Annotated in this window: 17 protein-coding genes; 12 read left to right on the top strand and 5 right to left on the bottom strand. The window is 41.2% G+C overall.

Annotated elements, in window-relative coordinates; all coding sequences use genetic code 11:
- The first annotated feature begins 136 nt into the window (after window positions 1-136).
- The 4 genes from WKT11_RS18730 to WKT11_RS18715 all read left to right on the top strand — a co-directional run bounded on the left by WKT11_RS18730 (window position 137) and on the right by WKT11_RS18715 (window position 4,090).
- Window positions 137-355 (top strand): cation transporter, encoded by a 219-nt coding sequence (locus WKT11_RS18730; RefSeq protein WP_055053315.1) that lies wholly within the window; start codon window positions 137-139, stop codon window positions 353-355.
- A 152-nt stretch (window positions 356-507) separates the two neighbouring features.
- The gene (locus tag WKT11_RS18725) at window positions 508-2,373 is read left to right on the top strand and encodes a heavy metal translocating P-type ATPase (protein ID WP_117676948.1); all 1,866 of its coding nucleotides are present in this window, start codon (window positions 508-510) and stop codon (window positions 2,371-2,373) included.
- Between the two features lie 130 nt (window positions 2,374-2,503).
- The gene (locus WKT11_RS18720; protein ID WP_081017038.1) at window positions 2,504-2,812 is read left to right on the top strand and encodes an ArsR/SmtB family transcription factor; all 309 of its coding nucleotides are present in this window, start codon (window positions 2,504-2,506) and stop codon (window positions 2,810-2,812) included.
- Between the two features lie 186 nt (window positions 2,813-2,998).
- Window positions 2,999-4,090, top strand: a complete 1,092-nt coding sequence (locus tag WKT11_RS18715; protein ID WP_340285557.1) for a M14 family metallopeptidase — start codon at window positions 2,999-3,001, stop codon at window positions 4,088-4,090.
- A 179-nt stretch (window positions 4,091-4,269) separates the two neighbouring features.
- Here the strand turns inward: WKT11_RS18715 and WKT11_RS18710 are convergent, their stop codons facing one another.
- The gene (locus WKT11_RS18710; RefSeq protein WP_340285554.1) at window positions 4,270-4,749 is read right to left on the bottom strand and encodes a DUF2284 domain-containing protein; all 480 of its coding nucleotides are present in this window, start codon (window positions 4,747-4,749) and stop codon (window positions 4,270-4,272) included.
- Between the two features lie 185 nt (window positions 4,750-4,934).
- On the opposite strand from WKT11_RS18710, the gene WKT11_RS20115 reads away from it, so the two are divergent.
- The gene (locus tag WKT11_RS20115; RefSeq protein ID WP_445291957.1) at window positions 4,935-5,069 is read left to right on the top strand and encodes a hypothetical protein; all 135 of its coding nucleotides are present in this window, start codon (window positions 4,935-4,937) and stop codon (window positions 5,067-5,069) included.
- 150 nt (window positions 5,070-5,219) lie between these two features.
- Here WKT11_RS20115 and WKT11_RS18700 read toward each other — a convergent pair whose 3' ends face one another.
- From WKT11_RS18700 to WKT11_RS18690, 3 genes are all read right to left on the bottom strand, one after another.
- A complete protein-coding gene (locus tag WKT11_RS18700; protein ID WP_178762182.1) occupies window positions 5,220-5,840 on the bottom strand; it encodes a (p)ppGpp synthetase in 621 nt (206 codons plus the stop codon).
- Between the two features lie 344 nt (window positions 5,841-6,184).
- Complete coding sequence (locus WKT11_RS18695; protein ID WP_118630602.1) at window positions 6,185-7,273, bottom strand: hypothetical protein; 1,089 nt, start codon at window positions 7,271-7,273, stop codon at window positions 6,185-6,187.
- A complete protein-coding gene (locus WKT11_RS18690) occupies window positions 7,252-7,473 on the bottom strand; it encodes a hypothetical protein (RefSeq protein ID WP_117845385.1) in 222 nt (73 codons plus the stop codon). The genes WKT11_RS18695 and WKT11_RS18690 overlap by 22 nt, the downstream gene beginning before the upstream one ends.
- A 200-nt stretch (window positions 7,474-7,673) precedes the next feature.
- Between WKT11_RS18690 and sstT the strand changes: the two genes are divergently transcribed.
- The 5 genes from sstT (at window position 7,674) to WKT11_RS18665 (ending at window position 13,274) form a co-directional block, all read left to right on the top strand.
- The gene (gene sstT / locus WKT11_RS18685) at window positions 7,674-8,900 is read left to right on the top strand and encodes a serine/threonine transporter SstT (protein WP_117845387.1); all 1,227 of its coding nucleotides are present in this window, start codon (window positions 7,674-7,676) and stop codon (window positions 8,898-8,900) included.
- 125 nt (window positions 8,901-9,025) lie between these two features.
- Entirely contained in the window at window positions 9,026-9,277 is a 252-nt protein-coding gene (gene spoIIID / locus WKT11_RS18680; protein WP_117676942.1) for a sporulation transcriptional regulator SpoIIID, read from the top strand.
- A 263-nt stretch (window positions 9,278-9,540) separates the two neighbouring features.
- Complete coding sequence (locus tag WKT11_RS18675; RefSeq protein WP_340285547.1) at window positions 9,541-11,043, top strand: alpha-N-arabinofuranosidase; 1,503 nt, start codon at window positions 9,541-9,543, stop codon at window positions 11,041-11,043.
- 33 nt (window positions 11,044-11,076) lie between these two features.
- Window positions 11,077-11,349, top strand: a complete 273-nt coding sequence (locus WKT11_RS18670) for a DUF6171 family protein (RefSeq protein ID WP_117676940.1) — start codon at window positions 11,077-11,079, stop codon at window positions 11,347-11,349.
- Window positions 11,346-13,274, top strand: coding sequence for a glycoside hydrolase family 127 protein (locus WKT11_RS18665; RefSeq protein ID WP_340285541.1), 1,929 nt, complete (start codon window positions 11,346-11,348; stop codon window positions 13,272-13,274). Before WKT11_RS18670 ends, WKT11_RS18665 begins: the two co-directional genes overlap by 4 nt.
- A 193-nt stretch (window positions 13,275-13,467) precedes the next feature.
- Here WKT11_RS18665 and WKT11_RS18660 read toward each other — a convergent pair whose 3' ends face one another.
- Window positions 13,468-14,391, bottom strand: coding sequence for an ArsR/SmtB family transcription factor (locus tag WKT11_RS18660; protein ID WP_117676938.1), 924 nt, complete (start codon window positions 14,389-14,391; stop codon window positions 13,468-13,470).
- A gap of 202 nt (window positions 14,392-14,593) precedes the next feature.
- Here WKT11_RS18660 and WKT11_RS18655 point away from each other — a divergent pair, with 202 nt between their 5' ends.
- Window positions 14,594-15,550 carry a glycoside hydrolase family 43 protein gene (locus WKT11_RS18655; RefSeq protein WP_117676937.1) on the top strand — a complete coding sequence of 319 codons (957 nt, stop codon included), beginning with the start codon at window positions 14,594-14,596 and terminating at the stop codon, window positions 15,548-15,550.
- Window positions 15,551-15,657: 107 nt separating this feature from the next.
- On the top strand, window positions 15,658-16,454 hold a 797-nt coding region (locus WKT11_RS18650), incomplete at its 3' end, for a family 43 glycosylhydrolase (protein ID WP_340285537.1).

Here is a 16,454-nt window from a genome sequence, read left to right as displayed (position 1 = left end):
AATTTGATATTTGCAATTTTTTTAACAATAAGTTATTGACAGAGAATAAAAAGCTGTTATAATAAAATTAACAAATGAACAAGTGCTCATATGATGATGTGAAAATCTATTCATGAGCCGGAAAGGAAAAAATACAATGAAAAAGACTTACAAAATCGACGTAGACTGCGCAAACTGTGCAAACAAAATGGAGGAAGCTGCTAAGAATACAGCTGGTGTTAAGGATGCAACAGTAAACTTCATGATGCTGAAAATGATCGTTGAATTTGAAGAAGGACAGGATCCGAAAGCAGTTATGAAAGACGTTCTGGCAAACTGCAAGAAGGTAGAAGACGACTGCGAAATCTATCTTTAATTCAGGAGCGATTCCTGTTGATGATATATTTACGGGAATTGTCGTAAATTAGCAGAGAGGGACTGCAGCACAGAGATATGTCAGACGGTTATGGTTATCCACTGATATATGTTCTGGCGGCGGTCCTGTTTTATAAGAAGTGAGGTATTAAGATGAATAAGAAGCAAAAGAAGATGCTGATCAGAATCATCGTAGCGGCGGTATTGATCGTACTTTTTTCTAAATTACCGATAGATGGATATGTCAGATTTGGACTGTTTATGATTCCATATCTGGTAATTGGCTATGATATTCTTCAGAAGGCATTTAAAGGTATCAGAAATAAACAGGTATTCGATGAGAATTTCCTGATGGCAGTAGCTACTGTGGGAGCAATTCTGCTCGGAGATTATTCTGAAGGTGTTGCGGTTATGCTGTTCTACCAGATTGGAGAACTTTTCCAGAGTTATGCAGTAGGAAAGAGCAGACGTAACATCAGTGAACTGATGGACATTCGTCCGGATTATGCAAATATTGAGGTGGATGGAAAACTTGAACAGATAGACCCGGATGAAGTTGAAATTGGTACTGTAATTGTTGTACAGCCAGGAGAAAAAGTTCCAATCGACGGTGTGATCATTGATGGTGTTTCTACTTTAAATACCAGTGCACTGACCGGAGAAAGCCTTCCAAGAGATGCAAAAGCCGGAGACGAAGTGATCAGCGGATGTATCAATATGACAGGTGTTCTGAAAATCCGTACGATCAGAGAATTCGGAGAATCTACCGTATCCAAGATTCTGGAACTTGTGGAGAATTCCAGTTCCAGAAAATCAAAATCAGAGAATTTTATTTCAAAGTTTGCCAAATATTATACTCCGGTTGTATGCTACGGAGCACTTGCACTTGCTTTTATTCCTCCGATCGTACTTTTGATCATGGGAAAACCGGCTATGTGGGGTGATTGGATTTACCGAGCACTTACTTTCCTGGTAATCAGCTGTCCATGCGCACTGGTGATCAGTATTCCTTTAAGCTTCTTTGCAGGAATCGGTGGAGCAAGTAATCAGGGCGTTCTGGTTAAAGGTTCCAACTATCTGGAAACACTTGCACAGACCAGCTATGTAGTATTTGATAAAACTGGTACAATGACACAGGGTGTTTTTGAAGTAAGCGGAGTTCATCATAATGAGATTTCAGATGAAAAACTGCTGGAATATGCAGCTCTTGCAGAATGTTCTTCTTCCCACCCGATCAGTAAGAGTCTTCAGAAAGCATATGGAAAACCAATTGACAGAAACAGAGTAACGAATATTGAGGAAATCAGTGGTAATGGTGTAACTGCGAAAGTGGATGGTATATCTGTAGCAGCAGGAAATGCAAAATTAATGAAACGCCTTGGAATTTCCTATCAGGAATGTCATCATGTTGGTACAGTAATTCATATGGCTGTAGATGGAAGATATGAAGGTCATATTCTTATTTCTGATATTCTGAAACCTCATGCAAAAGAAGCAATTGCTGAATTGAAGAAAGCTGGTATCAAGAAAACAGTTATGCTTACCGGAGATTCTAAACGTGTTGCAGATCAGGTAGCAAAAGAACTGGGAATTGAGGAAGTTTACAGTGAACTTCTTCCGGCTGATAAAGTAAGTAAAGTAGAAGAATTACTTCATCAGAAATCCGAAAAAGAGAAGCTTGCATTTGTGGGTGACGGTATCAATGATGCGCCGGTACTGTCCAGAGCAGATATTGGTATTGCTATGGGTGCACTGGGTTCTGATGCAGCGATTGAAGCAGCAGATATCGTACTGATGGATGATGATCCGCTGAAAATTTCCAAAGCGATTAAGATTGCAAGAAAGTGTATTCATATTGTATATGAGAATATTTATTTTGCAATTGGCATTAAGATTTTGTGTCTGATACTTGGTGCGCTGGGAATTGCCAATATGTGGATGGCTATTTTTGCAGATGTAGGTGTTATGATCATTGCGGTATTAAACGCAATCCGTACTTTATTTGTAAAAAACCTGTAACTGTGAAGGTACTGAACAGTTACAAAAATTTATAGAATAACAGACAGTTGCAGACAGGAAGGAAAATGGTGAAAGCGTGGAAAAACATAAAGACGAGGCTTGTGACTATTATGAAATTCATGAAGATTCAATGGAAATTATAAATAAAACAATGCCAGAAGAGACGGAACTTGAGGATTTGGCAGATTTGTTTAAGATTTTCGGAGATTCTACAAGAATCCGTATTCTGTTTGTGCTTTTCGAAACAGAGGTATGTGTATGCGACCTTGCGAAAGCACTGAATATGACACAGTCTGCAATTTCCCATCAGCTTAGAATCCTGAAGCAAAACAAACTGGTGAAGAACCGACGAGAGGGAAAGTCCATTTTTTATTCTCTGGCAGATGATCATGTGCGGACGATTATCAATCAGGGAAGAGAGCATATAGAAGAAAATTAATCCGATGTGAACGTATGGTAAAAGTAAAAAGCAGGGAGTTGATATTTCAAGTATTGGCTCCCTGTTTGAAAATATAAAAGTTTTATAGAACTAACTATTGAAAGTGGAATTTACAGAATGAAATAAGAGCCTGCCAGTGGATGATAAGATCTGGCAGAGATGGAATGAGTGGAAGGAGAAGATTTGATGCGAACATTACGAGTAGCAGACCTGGAAGCAAAACCGGGTGAGAAAGTATCAGGATTTGTGCACATCATCGGGGCAGAATTCGGAATTCCGGTAACACTGATCTGTGGAGAAAAAGAGGGGGAGACTGTTCTGATCTCCGGTGGGGTACATAATGCAGAATATGTAGGAATTCAGGCAGCTATGCAGCTTGCAGATGAGCTGGATCCGAAGAAGATCGCAGGAAATATCATAGTGATCCGTCTGATGAACCGAACTGGATTCGAACACCGTACCATGAGTCTTACTTATGAGGATGGAAAAAACCTGAACAGAGTTTTCCCTGGAAATCCGAATGGTACACTTAGTGACAGGGTCGCTTATACTGTTGTGACAGAGTTTTTCCCGAAGGCAGATTATTATATCGATCTGCATTGCGGGGATGGCTTCGAGGGGTTGGTATCCTATGTATATTGTACAGGGGCAGCTGCTCCGGAAGTTGCGGCAAAGAGCCGCGAGATGGCAGAGATCGCACATGTGGACTATCTGGTAACATCTATGTATGGAACCGGCGGAGCTTACAACTATGCCGGAAGTATGGGGATTCCAAGTATCCTGCTGGAACGTGGACACAGCTCCCGCTGGTGTGAAGATCTGGTTGCAGAAGATGTTCATGATGTAAAGAATATCTTAAGACACCTTGGTGTTCTTTGCGGCAAGTCCCATACGCACGGTGAACCTCCGGTAGAAGTAAGTCCTGTGATTTATGAAGATGCCCCGGTGTCCGGCTGCTGGTATCCTGCAAAACAGCCAGGAGAGACCTTTAAAGAGGGAGAAGTGCTGGGAAAAATCTGTGATTATTTTGGACGTGAACTGTTTGTCTACAGAGCTAAGATGGGCGGGATTATCCTTTATCAGACAATCAGTCTGTGTATTATGAAAGACACACCGATGGTATCTTATGGAACCTGGGATGAGGAGAAACAGGGGAAAATTGAACTTGGCTGTGAGGTTTGCGGAAATAAAAAACATAAGCATGGACACCACCATCATAAACATGGAAGTGATAAACACAGAAATAGTAAGCATGAAAATGATAAACACCATAAGTAACATGAGAATCATATAGCAAAAAAGTCCCCTGCGGAGGTTGCGAAGAGCAATAAGCAGTGGGTGGGGACTTACTTGTATCAGGAGGGGTACAAGCCTCTCCTGATAAACTGCGGTCGTATTTTGCATTATTTTTGTGATGAGCTTTTTGGGCAATCATCGGAAATACAAAATCTGCCTGCCTATTCATGAAACAGAATCTGAGTAAAGAATCTCACATCTGAATCGTCTGCCCAGCAGATCATTCCTGCGGCATCTGCCATCTTCTGCGCATCTACGCTGTAGGCTGACATGCAGGAACAATTTTTATATGGACCTGCACTCATGATTAGAACATCATCTTTTCCGGTTTCCTGCATACGCTTGGCGAGCTGTTCTGTAAGAATATTCTGCGCATGTTTCGCCTGTTTAAAAAGAACTGGATCCATAAGAGGATCTTTCAAAACAGTCTGAAGAACCAGTGTTTTTTCGTACTTCATTGCTCTTTCGTGCATTTCCTCTACAGTGCCGCAGGCAGGTGGACATGCCGGCACCAGATTATAATTTCCACACATATTGTCTTCGCAAAACTGTCGGTATTCCGGTACAAATACCAGGTCTTTTGTATCCATGATCGCTGCATTTGCAAAGCCCATGGAAAGTGCTTCTTTTATAAGATCCATAAGATAAAATCTCCCTTCTGTAAGTGGATGAAATCTTTTGCTATAAAACAATGACTGGACGTCAGAACAGAGTAAAATTGATTTACCTTTGATTCCGACATCATAATAGGATTATAGCATAATTTGGGCGTTTATGTCTGGCTGTTTTGCAGATTCCTTGTTATAATAAGCAGTATACTAATGTTATGGTACATGTAGCAAATGATAGCAAAAAGCTATTGTTCATTTTTGAAATGACTCAGGATGAGTACAGAAAAGTAGCAATCGAAGCTGACACGCAGATGCATGCGCACCAGGAAACCCGAAAGATGCAGGCGTAGAAGATCTGAAAGATCTGTTCCGCAAGATTATGTAATTTATGCAAAGGGGCTATCGAGAAATAGATAGCCCCTTTTTTGACTTTTATGATTTATTTGTAAGGTGTTATATCGACTTTGCCAAGTTCGCTTCCTGCAAGTCCTTTTACTTTGTTATTTACTCTGGTATTTCTCTAGCTGATGATCTGTTTCATTATACTGTTCAAATCGTCCTTCGATTTCTACCAGCATATTCGCATATTCTCTTAATTCATCTTTAAGCTGCTCCTTATCTGCACGTTCTTTCTTATAGGAAATACGATGTTCCATGCTTGCCCAGAAATCCATGGACATTGTTCGAAACTGTATCTCCACCGGAAAGTATTCCATCCCATCCAGACAATATACCGGCACTCCTACGATCACATGATAACTTCGATAACCATTTGGCTTCGGGCTGCTGATATAATCCCGCTCTTTTATCACAATCAGGTCACTCTGACTTTTCAGAAGTTCTGTCAGATTATAGATATCATCTACAAAGTAGCAGATCACTCTGACACCTGCAATATCCTGCAGATAATCTTTGGCGTTGATTACGGTTTCTTCTTTTCCTTTTCGGCGAAGTTTCTCTTCAATACTTCGTTTCTTTTTGATTCTGCACTGGATATTGTGGATCGGTCTTGCCGAGGCTTCTCCGTAAAGATTGTGGTTCAGCACATCCAGACGGGTAAGAAGCATCTGCTTGGCATCTTCATATGGTCGTATAAATTTATAATATTCTTCATCTGTCATTTTTCATTTCTCCTGTAAAATCCCCTATACAATGTATCAGACTTATTCCCAATTACTCATTTATCATACAGAAAAAATGTGTTCAATTAATGGTGGATTTCTAACCATTTTATAAAGAATCTCTGTAAATCTTTTTCATTTACTGTACAACGCAGATGTGGCACTTTATAAAGCAAAAAAAGAAAACCCGGGAACTTTCCAGATATTTGAAGAATAAACTGACAAAAATATAGCCGGAGTTTACGATAATTAATCATAAATCGTAAATTCCGGCTATATTATGTTAATCTCTACCCGCTGTTTATTGCTCTTGGCAATTGAAGCAAGGGACTTTTCTGATTTGGTTAAATAATATATTTTTTCAAAGCAGTAGTAAATTCCTGAATTCGCTCTTCAGCAATCTCTTTCAGAGTCACATCCTGCATACTCTGGATATATCCCTGTTCCTGTTTGTATAACCATTTATTCACGGATGGATTGATTTTCTCATAATGATTTGCCTTTACCCAATCTTCATAAGAGATCGGTGTCACATAACCTAATTTCTCATCAAGCAGTTCTTTGAAATCAATCTGATCTGAGCGCTGTAACATTTCCTTCCAGAATTCCAGAACTTCCTCTACATGCTCATGAATCTCATAACGTCTTGCACCGCCATCATAAATAATACATTTCTCAAACAGCGGATTTCTCATGGACAAAGTCTCTCTTCTGAATTCCGGCGCAATAATACCATCTTTCCAGTAGAAGTCTACGTCAGGAAGATTGATTCCGGATACACCCTTATCCTGATAAGTGCTGAAAATTCCCTCATAATATACTGTGATAAATCCTTCGAATTCCGGCCAGAATTCACGGATTTCTTTCGTCAGACGTTCCAGAATCGTAATTCCTGTAGTACCGCCAATCGTAAAAATGATAATATTGCGAAGTCTTGCACCGTGTTCTCTGTAGAAATCTGTTACATAACGCAGACAGTGAATTAATGTTTCACCAGTTGCAATGATGTCACCAATCAGCAGAGTACTGTCCGGTACCATTGTCAGTTTGCTGTATTTGATTTCCAGACCTGCGATCTCATCTTCATTAAATACACGTTCACTGGAAAGGAAGCTGATATCATGAACGCGGATATGTTCTCTGTAGCAGCTCTCCTCAAGCGGATAGTTTAATGCGCCGCGAAGAATTGAAAGAATATTTGCGGTTGTTACTTTCTTCTGTTCTTTGAAATAGTAGAGCATCTGAGAAGTGGACGGAATCAGACAATGATACACTTCGTATCCAACTACTTCCGGTGTATTCAGAAGCTTTCTTGTTTCTGATTCAGAAACTACATAATATTCATTCTCGTAGTTTCCGCCCTCCAGACGATAGCAGTCTACACCCTGCTCTGAAAATTCCGGTACCAGTTTCACATTATTCCAGTTATCCATTGATTTAACCTCCATCTTCTCATGTACATTATCAGATATTTGTTATATCTGCATTTATAGTTTTCGTTATCCCTGTCATCAGCATGTGCCAAATCAGCAAAACAGCCAGCTTTTTCCAGTGCAAAAAGCCAGCTCCTATTAGAAATAGAATAGGCTAAACAGTTGATATTGTCAAGTCTGTAATTTGGTATTTTAACCAAAGCAGACTCCTTATGGTAACTGTTCACACGCTACTATTCCGCGAGGTGTTTTGGCATGAATATACCAAAATCCAGAGACATACGGCGCGGATTTATGCGATTAGCATAAATTCTGCGCACCCCTTGCATATTCCGTGAGTTTACCTTATAATGTAACGTATCAGTGTTTTAACAAAGTAAAGGGAAAAAGGAGTAAAGAGATGAAAAAGTTTTGGGACAAATGGACTGAGATCGCTCTGGTAAAGAGAATCCTGGTTGGTCTGATTCTTGGTGCGATTCTTGGAATCGCAGTTCCACAGGCCACAGGAATCGCAATTCTGGGTGATGTCTTTGTAAGTGCTTTAAAAGCAATCGCACCGTTACTGGTGTTCTTCCTGGTTATCAGCTCTCTGTGTAACGCAGGAAAATCTCATGGAGGAGTTATTAAGACAGTTATTATCCTGTATATGTTCAGTACTGTACTGGCAGCAGTGATCGCAGTATTTGCAAGTATGGCATTTCCTGTAAAACTGACACTTGCAAACGCAGCAACTGATACAAGCGCACCACAGGGCATTGCAGAGGTGTTAAATAACCTTCTGTTAAATGTCGTTGCAAACCCGGTATCTTCTCTGGTAAATGCAAACTATGTAGGAATTCTGATGTGGGCAGTTCTTCTGGGACTTGCATTCCGTGCGGCAGATAAGATGACAAAGAAAGTTCTGGCTGATGTTGCGGATGGAATTTCCATGGTAGTAACATGGATCATTAACCTTGCACCTGTCGGAATCTTTGGCCTGGTATTTAACACAGTATCTACAAATGGTCTGGATATCTTTACTACATATGGAAAACTGCTTGTTCTGCTTGTAGGATGTATGCTGTTTATCTATTTTGTAACAAACCCGATTCTGGTTTACTGGTGTATCCGTCAGAATCCATATCCGCTGATTTTCCACTGCCTGAAAAGAAGCGCGCTGACAGCATTCTTTACAAGAAGTTCAGCAGCCAACATTCCGGTAAATATGAAAGTCTGCGAAGAGATGGGACTGGACAGAGATACTTATTCTGTAACTATTCCGCTTGGTGCTACGATTAACATGGATGGTGCAGCCATCACTATTACAGTTATGACAATGGCTACAGCATTCACACTTGGTATTAACGTAGATATTCCGACAGCAATCATCTTAAGTTTACTTGCTGCTCTGTCTGCATGTGGAGCTTCCGGTGTTGCAGGTGGATCCCTTCTGCTGATTCCGCTGGCATGTTCTCTGTTTGGTATTTCAGATGATATTGCCATGCAGGTTGTTGCAGTTGGATTTATCATCGGCGTTATTCAGGACTCCGTAGAAACAGCCCTGAACTCATCCTCAGACCTTCTGTTATCTGCCTCCGCAGAATTCAGACAGTGGAGACTGGAAGGGAAAGAGATTAAATTTAAATAAGAAATGGGAAATCCCATATAGCGACCGCCCGAAAGGACGGTCGTTTTTATGTGAGCGAAAACTTCGGACATACGATTTTGCGCTAAAGCATACACTGTAAAAACAGCGTCTTCGGAGGCTTATCCGTGAAAGATTATATCGAAGAGCGGGCAGTGGAAATTGCGAATTATATTATTGAGACAAAGGCGACAGTGCGTCAGGCGGCGAAGAAATTTGGAATTAGTAAGAGTACAGTACATAAGGATTGTACCGATCGTCTCAAACAGCTAAATCCGGGACTGGCCAGTGAAGTCAGACAGGTTCTGGATGTGAATAAGCAGGAGCGGCATATCAGAGGTGGTCTTGCAACCAGAGAAAAATACCTGCATCAGCATTAAGGCGGAATTTCACTGTATGTTAAATTATTTTGGCTATAACAGACAGTAGCTTTTTGATAGGTTCTTTATATTAGGGGGGAGTTATGACAGATTAAGAGATACGTCATAACTCCTTTGTCTGTGTTGGAAAAAGGAAAGAAATTTTTATAGAAAAGATATTGAATATCAGGTAGAACTTGTGTATAATGAACTTACAAAATAACGTATATTATTTTAGAAAAAACTAAAATAAAAACCAAAAAACACCAATCATGGAGGTAAAAATGACTAAGCTAGTAATTAATCCATCAAAAAAACAAAGCAAAATCAACAAAGAGATTTACGGACATTTCTCTGAACATCTTGGAAGATGTATCTATGAAGGAATCTATGTAGGTGAGAATTCTCCGATTCCAAATAAGAACGGAATGCGTACAGATGTAGTAGAAGCCCTGAAACATATCAAAATCCCGGTGCTTCGCTGGCCGGGTGGATGCTTCGCAGATGAATACCACTGGAAAGATGGTATCGGACCGAAAGAGACACGTAAAAAAATGATTAATACACATTGGGGCGGTGTGGTAGAAGATAACAGTTTTGGTACTCATGAATTCTTTGAACTTTGCGAGCAGCTTGGATGCGAGGCTTATGTAAATGGAAATCTGGGAAGCGGAACCGTACAGGAAATGTCCGAATGGGTAGAGTATATCACTTTTGAGGGCGTTTCCCCGATGGCTGACCTTCGTAAGAAAAATGGTCATGAGAAACCATGGAAATTGGATTTCTTTGGCGTTGGAAACGAGAACTGGGGATGTGGCGGAAACATGAATCCTGATTTCTATGCAAATGAATACCGCCGTTACCAGACTTATGTCCGCAATTACCATCCAGATCATCCGATTCACAAAATCTGCTGTGGTGCAAATGTAGATGATTATGAATGGACATCTGAAGTATTAAAGACTACACATAATCATTGCCTGAAAGAACTTCACGGAAATATGGATGGCCTTTCTCTTCATTATTATGTACATCCGGAAGGATGGGAAATCAAGGGAAGTGCAACTGATTTTGATGATAAAGTATGGTATAAGAGTCTGAATAAGGCACTGTTCATGGAAACTCTTATCGAACGTCATGGACACATCATGGATGAGTATGATCCGGAGAAAAAGATCGGTATGATTGTTGATGAATGGGGTGCATGGTACATCGTAGAACCGGGAACCAATCCGGGATTTTTGTATCAGCAGAATACAATGAGAGATGCTCTGATCGCGGGTATTACTCTGAACATCTTTAACAAACACAGCGACAGAGTTAAAATGGCAAACCTTGCGCAGATTGTAAACGTGCTTCAGTCTGTTATTCTTACAGACGGCGCAGATATGATTCTGACACCAACTTATCATGTATTTGATATGTATAAATATCATCAGGATGCGATGCTTGTAGACAGCTCTATCGAGACAGAAACTATCGGTGTGGAAGAAGAATGGAAGGTACCAAACCTTACAGAATCCGTATCTGTAGCGGAAGACGGAACTGTACATATCACACTGACAAACCTTTCCCTTGAGAAAGATTATGAAATCAGAACAATTCTTACAGACTATCAGGTGAACGAAGTAAAAGGTGAGATTGTACATGGGGAAATGCATGAAATGAACACCTTCGAGACACCGGATCAGGTTCGTGTGAAAGAATTTAATGAAGTTGAAAAGACAGCAGAGGGAATTAAATTCACAATTCCTAAATGCAGTGTTCTTCACCTGGAAGTGAGATAATAAAAACAATCAGTAGATTTAGGGAGAAAAGGTATGAACGGGAAGCTGCGTGTGTGCAGGAAATGTCTGCCCGGACAGAATAACGAGGAATCTTTTTATGAAGATCTGTCGCGATACATTCAGCGTATGGATGAAGAACTGAAAGTGGACCAGCAGACCTATGAAAAAAGGCTGAACATATGCAGTACCTGTGACCGGTTAATGAATGGGATGTGCAGGCTCTGCGGGTGTTTTGTGGAGCTGAGAGCTGTACAGAAGGTGCGAAAATGTCCGGATCTTCCGGCAAAATGGGAGGCGCAGAAATGAAAGACGGTTTCAGAGAAAGTTTATTAAATAAAGTGAAAGTAACAGATAAGTTCTGGCAGGGATACCAGGAACTGGTGATGGATATAGTCATTCCTTATCAGGAAAAAATATTAAATGATGAGATTCCGGGAGTAGAAAAAAGCCATGCGCTGGCAAACTTCCGTATTGCAGCAGGACTGGAAGAAGGCGAATTTTATGGCATGGTTTTTCAGGACAGTGATGTTGCGAAATGGCTGGAAGGCGTAGCATATGCACTGGAAGTACGTCCCTATCCGGAACTGGAAGAACGTGCAGATAAAGTAATTGAGATTATTGAAAAGGCACAGCAGGAAGATGGTTATCTGAATACTTTTTTCACTATCAAAGAACCGGAACACCGCTGGCAGAACCTGCAGGAATGCCATGAATTATACTGTGCAGGCCATATGATGGAGGCTGCGGTAGCCTACTATGAAGTGACAGGCAAAGATCGTCTGCTTCATGTTATGGAGCGCATGGCAGAACATATTGAGAAACGTTTTGGGACAGAAAAAGGCAAGGAACCGGGAATTCCTGGACATCAGGAAATTGAACTGGGGCTCCTGCGTCTTTATGAAGCAACGGACAAAGAAAACTACAGAAACCTGGCCAGATATTTCATTGAACAGCGTGGAAAGGACCCGGATTATTTTGTAAAGGAAAAAGAAAAAAGAGGCTGGGTTCACTTCGATATGGATGTGAATAACAGAGAATACAATCAGGCACATGCGACTGTCTATGAGCAGAAAGAAGCAGTAGGGCACAGTGTCCGTGCAGTATATATGTATACGGCAATGGCAGAACTGGCTTCTCTTTATAAGGATGAGAAACTTTATCAGGCATGCTGTGACCTCTGGGAAAATATGACTGAAAAGAGAATGTACATCACAGGCGGTATCGGCAGTACGGTAGACGGAGAAGCTTTTACGATTGATTATGATCTGCCGAATGATACGGTTTATGCCGAAACCTGTGCATCTATCGGATTGGTATTTTTTGCGAGAAAAATGCTTGATAATGTGATGGATGGACGTTATGCGGATGTGATGGAGCGTGCGCTTTACAATGGAATTATCAGTGGAATGCAACTTGATGGAAAGAGATTTTTCTATGTAAATCCGCTGGAAACAGAACCGGGAGTGAGTGGAAAATTATATGGACATAAGCATGTACTGCCGGAACGTCCGGGCTGGTATACCTGTGCATGTTGCCCTCCGAATGTGGTTCGTCTTCTGATGTCTCTGGGAAAATATCTGTGGAGCGAGACAGAGGATGGTGTGTATTCTCATATTCCGGCAGGGACAGAGGCACATTTTGACAAGATGGATGTAACGGTGGAAAGTAATTATCCATGGGATGGTAAAGTGACCTATCATGTGACCGGAAAAACAGAGGAAGAAACCATTCTGGGAATTCATATTCCATCCTGGGCGCGTCCGGGCTCTGTTCAGGTGCGCATCAATGGAAAAGTGGAAAATATCAGTGCAGATGTGGAAAAAGGTTATCTGATTCTGAAACGAGTGTGGGAAAAAGACGAAGTAGAGGTTGTTTTCCCAATGCGAATCCGTAAGATTTATGCAAATCTGAAGGTGAGAGAAGATGCAGGTTGCGTGGCATTTATGCGCGGACCGATCGTTTATTGTTTTGAGGGTGTGGATAATCCGGGACTGCTTCAGTCCTATCATATTTTTGAGGATGCAAAAGCAGAGGCAGAAGTCTGCGAGGAAGGCCTTCTGGAAGGCTGCGTTCTTCTGAAAATCAAAGCCCGTAAACTGGAAACAGTAGGGGATTCGCTGTACAGTGAGGTGGCACCTGTGAGAACACTGGCAACATTGACAGCTGTACCGTATTACACATGGGGGAACCGCGGAGAAAACCAGATGAGAGTCTGGATGCGCGGAGAATGACAAAATACACGGCATCTGGGTGCGTTACAAAGAGTAGAATTATGGGAATATCCGATTGACTAAAATGAAAAAGACAGGGAAATTTGTGAAAATCCGCAATTCCCTGTCTTTTTGTAATACTATGTTTTTGCGATGATATGTCTTTTTTGCAATGATACATTTTGGTGTAGTGATACATCTTTTGGATGTGTGACTATACGTTTGGCGTGTAATGCACTTTTACATTGATATCCTGATTATAGTTTCCGAAATCTTTACCAAAGAGTGTCAGTCCGCCAATATTCTGGGATGGCTCATCCACCTGGAAGCGGAATACAATATCATCCTGGGAGGTGAAAGTAAGCTGCTGGGTGTTGACATCTGAAATCTTCAAACCGTCAATAAAAGTACCATGTCGGTCAATGACCAACATCTTTAAGAGACCGTACTGATTCCAGTTCGGAAACCACCAGTCAGGCGTAAACATTCCATGAACATCACCAAAGTCTCCTGGGCTTGTCCATGTTCCAACTTTCGTATTGTTCAGGAAAAATGAAATATCGGAAGGCCAGTCGCTGTTAACACCAGGTGCTTCTGAACTGATTTCAAAAGAGAGGGTCAGACGGTCAATCTTCTGCCCTGGTGGAAGCATATTTGGAATACGGTAATCGATAAATCCGCGTCCAAACCATAAAATTCTGGCATCTACATGGCTTGGATGAGCAAAATAACGGGGATCATCTACCTCGCCGATCAGGTTCTCGGTAGTGGAAAGACCGCAGGTCGGATAAACAGAGTAATTAAAATAATTGCCGATCGGAATATCAATAGAATAACTGTTCTCAGCCGGACTTTCGTTGTTAGTGGCAACATCTACCAGAATCTTATCGACATTGATACGGCAGACTTTCTGGTTGCCGTGACCGGAATGCTCTGGCAGGATAGCGAGAATTCCGGTTTCTTCCAGTTTCTTTACATGGCTGGTCAGGGCGCCGTTGGTGATTCCCAGACTGGCAGCCAGTTCATTCATGTTCATTTCCTGATGTTCAAGAAGCGTTTGGATCAGTCGTACGCGAATCTCAGAACCAAGTGCCTTGAAGACAGGAACCGCCTGTTCCAGACTTTTAATATATAACATAACGGATTTCCCTTTCTGATTTATAAGTTTATGGTAAATTATAGCGAATATGAAAAAAATGTGCAATGCAAAGAAAGAAAAAATATAGTTGCTATTTTCTAAAAAATGCGTTACAATTTTAAATATATAAAAAATACTTTATATAAATCTAAAATAAAAATGAAAACAAAGACAAATGAACGAAAAAAGGGGGACACAGACAATGAGTGAAGAACTTAAGTACAATGAGCCATGGATTTTACAGAGAGCAGACCCATATGTATACCGCCATACAGATGGAAATTATTATTTTACAGCATCCGTACCGGCTTATGACCGTATCGTACTGAGAAGAAGCGAAACTCTGGCAGGACTGAAAGACGCGGAAGAAGTAACAGTCTGGGAGAAACATAAAAAAGGAATTATGAGCGAACATATCTGGGCACCGGAACTCCATTATCTGGATGGTAAATGGTACATTTATTTTGCCGGTGGAGATAAGGACGATATCTGGGCAATCCGTCCATATGTGCTGGAATGTGCCGATGCAGATCCGATTACAGGAACCTGGACAGAGAAGGGCAAAATGGGACGTGCCAATGAGGACGAATTTTCTTTTGAAGCATTTTCCCTGGATGCAACTGTATTTGAAAATAAGGGAAAGCATTACTATGTATGGGCAGAAAAAGTCGGTGTAGGCAAACAGATTTCCAATCTTTATATTGGCGAAATGGAATCCCCGTACAAACTGAGAACGGTTCAGGTATTGCTTACCACACCAGATTATGACTGGGAGAGAGTTGGATTCTGGGTAAATGAAGGCCCAGCAGTGATTCACCATGACGGAAAAATCTATCTGACTTATTCTGCATCTGAAACAGGTATCGCGTACTGCATGGGAATGCTGACAGCAGATGAGGATTCTGATCTTCTTGATCCGAAATCATGGACAAAGGAACGCTATCCTGTTCTTTGTACAGATGAATCTCGAGAAATCTATGGCCCGGGACATAATTCTTTCACGGTAGACGAAGAAGGAAATCCGATTATGGTTTACCATGCAAGAACAGAGGCAGAGATCATAGGCGATCCGCTGTATAATCCAAACCGCCATGCGATGCTGATGAAAATTCGCTGGGATGAAAAGACGGGAGCGCCGGTATTTTCTTACGAGGATTAAGAAATAACGTAACTGTTCAGTATCCTTGCAGGATGAGAAACGACTGAATAGTAACAGGATAATAAATAATCAATATGGGATAAACATTTGGAAAATTGGAGAATGGTATGAGAAAAAAATGGGGTATGATCCTGGGTCTGACTGGCATGATGATTCTGGGATCACAGGGAATATATGCTGCGGAAACTGCTGACAGTACTGCGGAAACTGCTGAAGCAGAAAGTACAGAACCCGCAGATGATGTGGAAATGAAAGAAACAGATAAAGATATGGAAAATACAGTTGATATTGAAAGTCGGATAAAAAAAGGTGGCTTCTCTGCAGGGGTTTCCGTACACGATCCGTCCATCATCAAGGATAACGGAACTTACTATATTTTTGGCTCCCACATGGAGTCTGCGAAGTCCACAGACCTGAGGAACTGGACCAGTTTTTCATCAGGAGTAAATGTGCAGAATCCATTGTTTGATAACCTTTTCGACGGAGAAGAAGAAGGAAATCCGGCAGCTTTTACCTATGTGGGAAAGAATGAAGAAGGCGGTTATTCCGTATGGGCACCAGATGTGATCTACAATAAAAAGATGGGAAAATATGTGATGTATTTCTGTACCACATCCTCTTATGTGAAATCCAATATCTGTTTCGCAACTGCAGACAATATCGAAGGTCCGTATCACTACGAGGATACTTTTCTGTATTCCGGATACAGCTACCATGATGTTAAAGATGGCAGTCTCGAAGAACTGATGGGAACTGACCCACGCCCATATACAGCGGCAGCTTATGACAACAATAACTGGCCAAACTGTATCGATCCGGATGTTTTTTATGACGAAGACGGACGGATGTGGATGGTATATGGTTCATGGTCCGGGGGTATTTTCCTGATTGAGATTGATGAAGG

Source organism: Blautia sp. HCN-1074, from assembly GCF_037890165.1.
In the GTDB taxonomy this organism is placed as follows: Bacteria; Bacillota; Clostridia; order Lachnospirales; family Lachnospiraceae; genus Blautia_A.
The sequence above is the reverse complement of the archived record's forward strand: the minus strand, read 5'-3'. Positions and strand labels throughout refer to the sequence as shown.

Excerpts from the sequence above, each read along its gene's own strand:
- WKT11_RS18730 (WP_055053315.1), top strand. The coding sequence starts at position 137 with ATGAAAAAGACTTACAAAATCGACGTAGACTGCGCAAACTGTGCAAAC.
- WKT11_RS18725 (WP_117676948.1), top strand. The coding sequence starts at position 508 with ATGAATAAGAAGCAAAAGAAGATGCTGATCAGAATCATCGTAGCGGCG.
- WKT11_RS18720 (WP_081017038.1), top strand. The coding sequence starts at position 2,504 with ATGGAAATTATAAATAAAACAATGCCAGAAGAGACGGAACTTGAGGAT.
- WKT11_RS18715 (WP_340285557.1), top strand. The coding sequence starts at position 2,999 with ATGCGAACATTACGAGTAGCAGACCTGGAAGCAAAACCGGGTGAGAAA.
- WKT11_RS18710 (WP_340285554.1), bottom strand. The coding sequence starts at position 4,749 with ATGGATCTTATAAAAGAAGCACTTTCCATGGGCTTTGCAAATGCAGCG.
- WKT11_RS20115 (WP_445291957.1), top strand. The coding sequence starts at position 4,935 with ATGGTACATGTAGCAAATGATAGCAAAAAGCTATTGTTCATTTTTGAA.
- WKT11_RS18700 (WP_178762182.1), bottom strand. The coding sequence starts at position 5,840 with ATGACAGATGAAGAATATTATAAATTTATACGACCATATGAAGATGCC.
- WKT11_RS18695 (WP_118630602.1), bottom strand. The coding sequence starts at position 7,273 with ATGGATAACTGGAATAATGTGAAACTGGTACCGGAATTTTCAGAGCAG.
- sstT (WP_117845387.1), top strand. The coding sequence starts at position 7,674 with ATGAAAAAGTTTTGGGACAAATGGACTGAGATCGCTCTGGTAAAGAGA.
- WKT11_RS18675 (WP_340285547.1), top strand. The coding sequence starts at position 9,541 with ATGACTAAGCTAGTAATTAATCCATCAAAAAAACAAAGCAAAATCAAC.
- WKT11_RS18670 (WP_117676940.1), top strand. The coding sequence starts at position 11,077 with ATGAACGGGAAGCTGCGTGTGTGCAGGAAATGTCTGCCCGGACAGAAT.
- WKT11_RS18665 (WP_340285541.1), top strand. The coding sequence starts at position 11,346 with ATGAAAGACGGTTTCAGAGAAAGTTTATTAAATAAAGTGAAAGTAACA.
- WKT11_RS18660 (WP_117676938.1), bottom strand. The coding sequence starts at position 14,391 with ATGTTATATATTAAAAGTCTGGAACAGGCGGTTCCTGTCTTCAAGGCA.
- WKT11_RS18655 (WP_117676937.1), top strand. The coding sequence starts at position 14,594 with ATGAGTGAAGAACTTAAGTACAATGAGCCATGGATTTTACAGAGAGCA.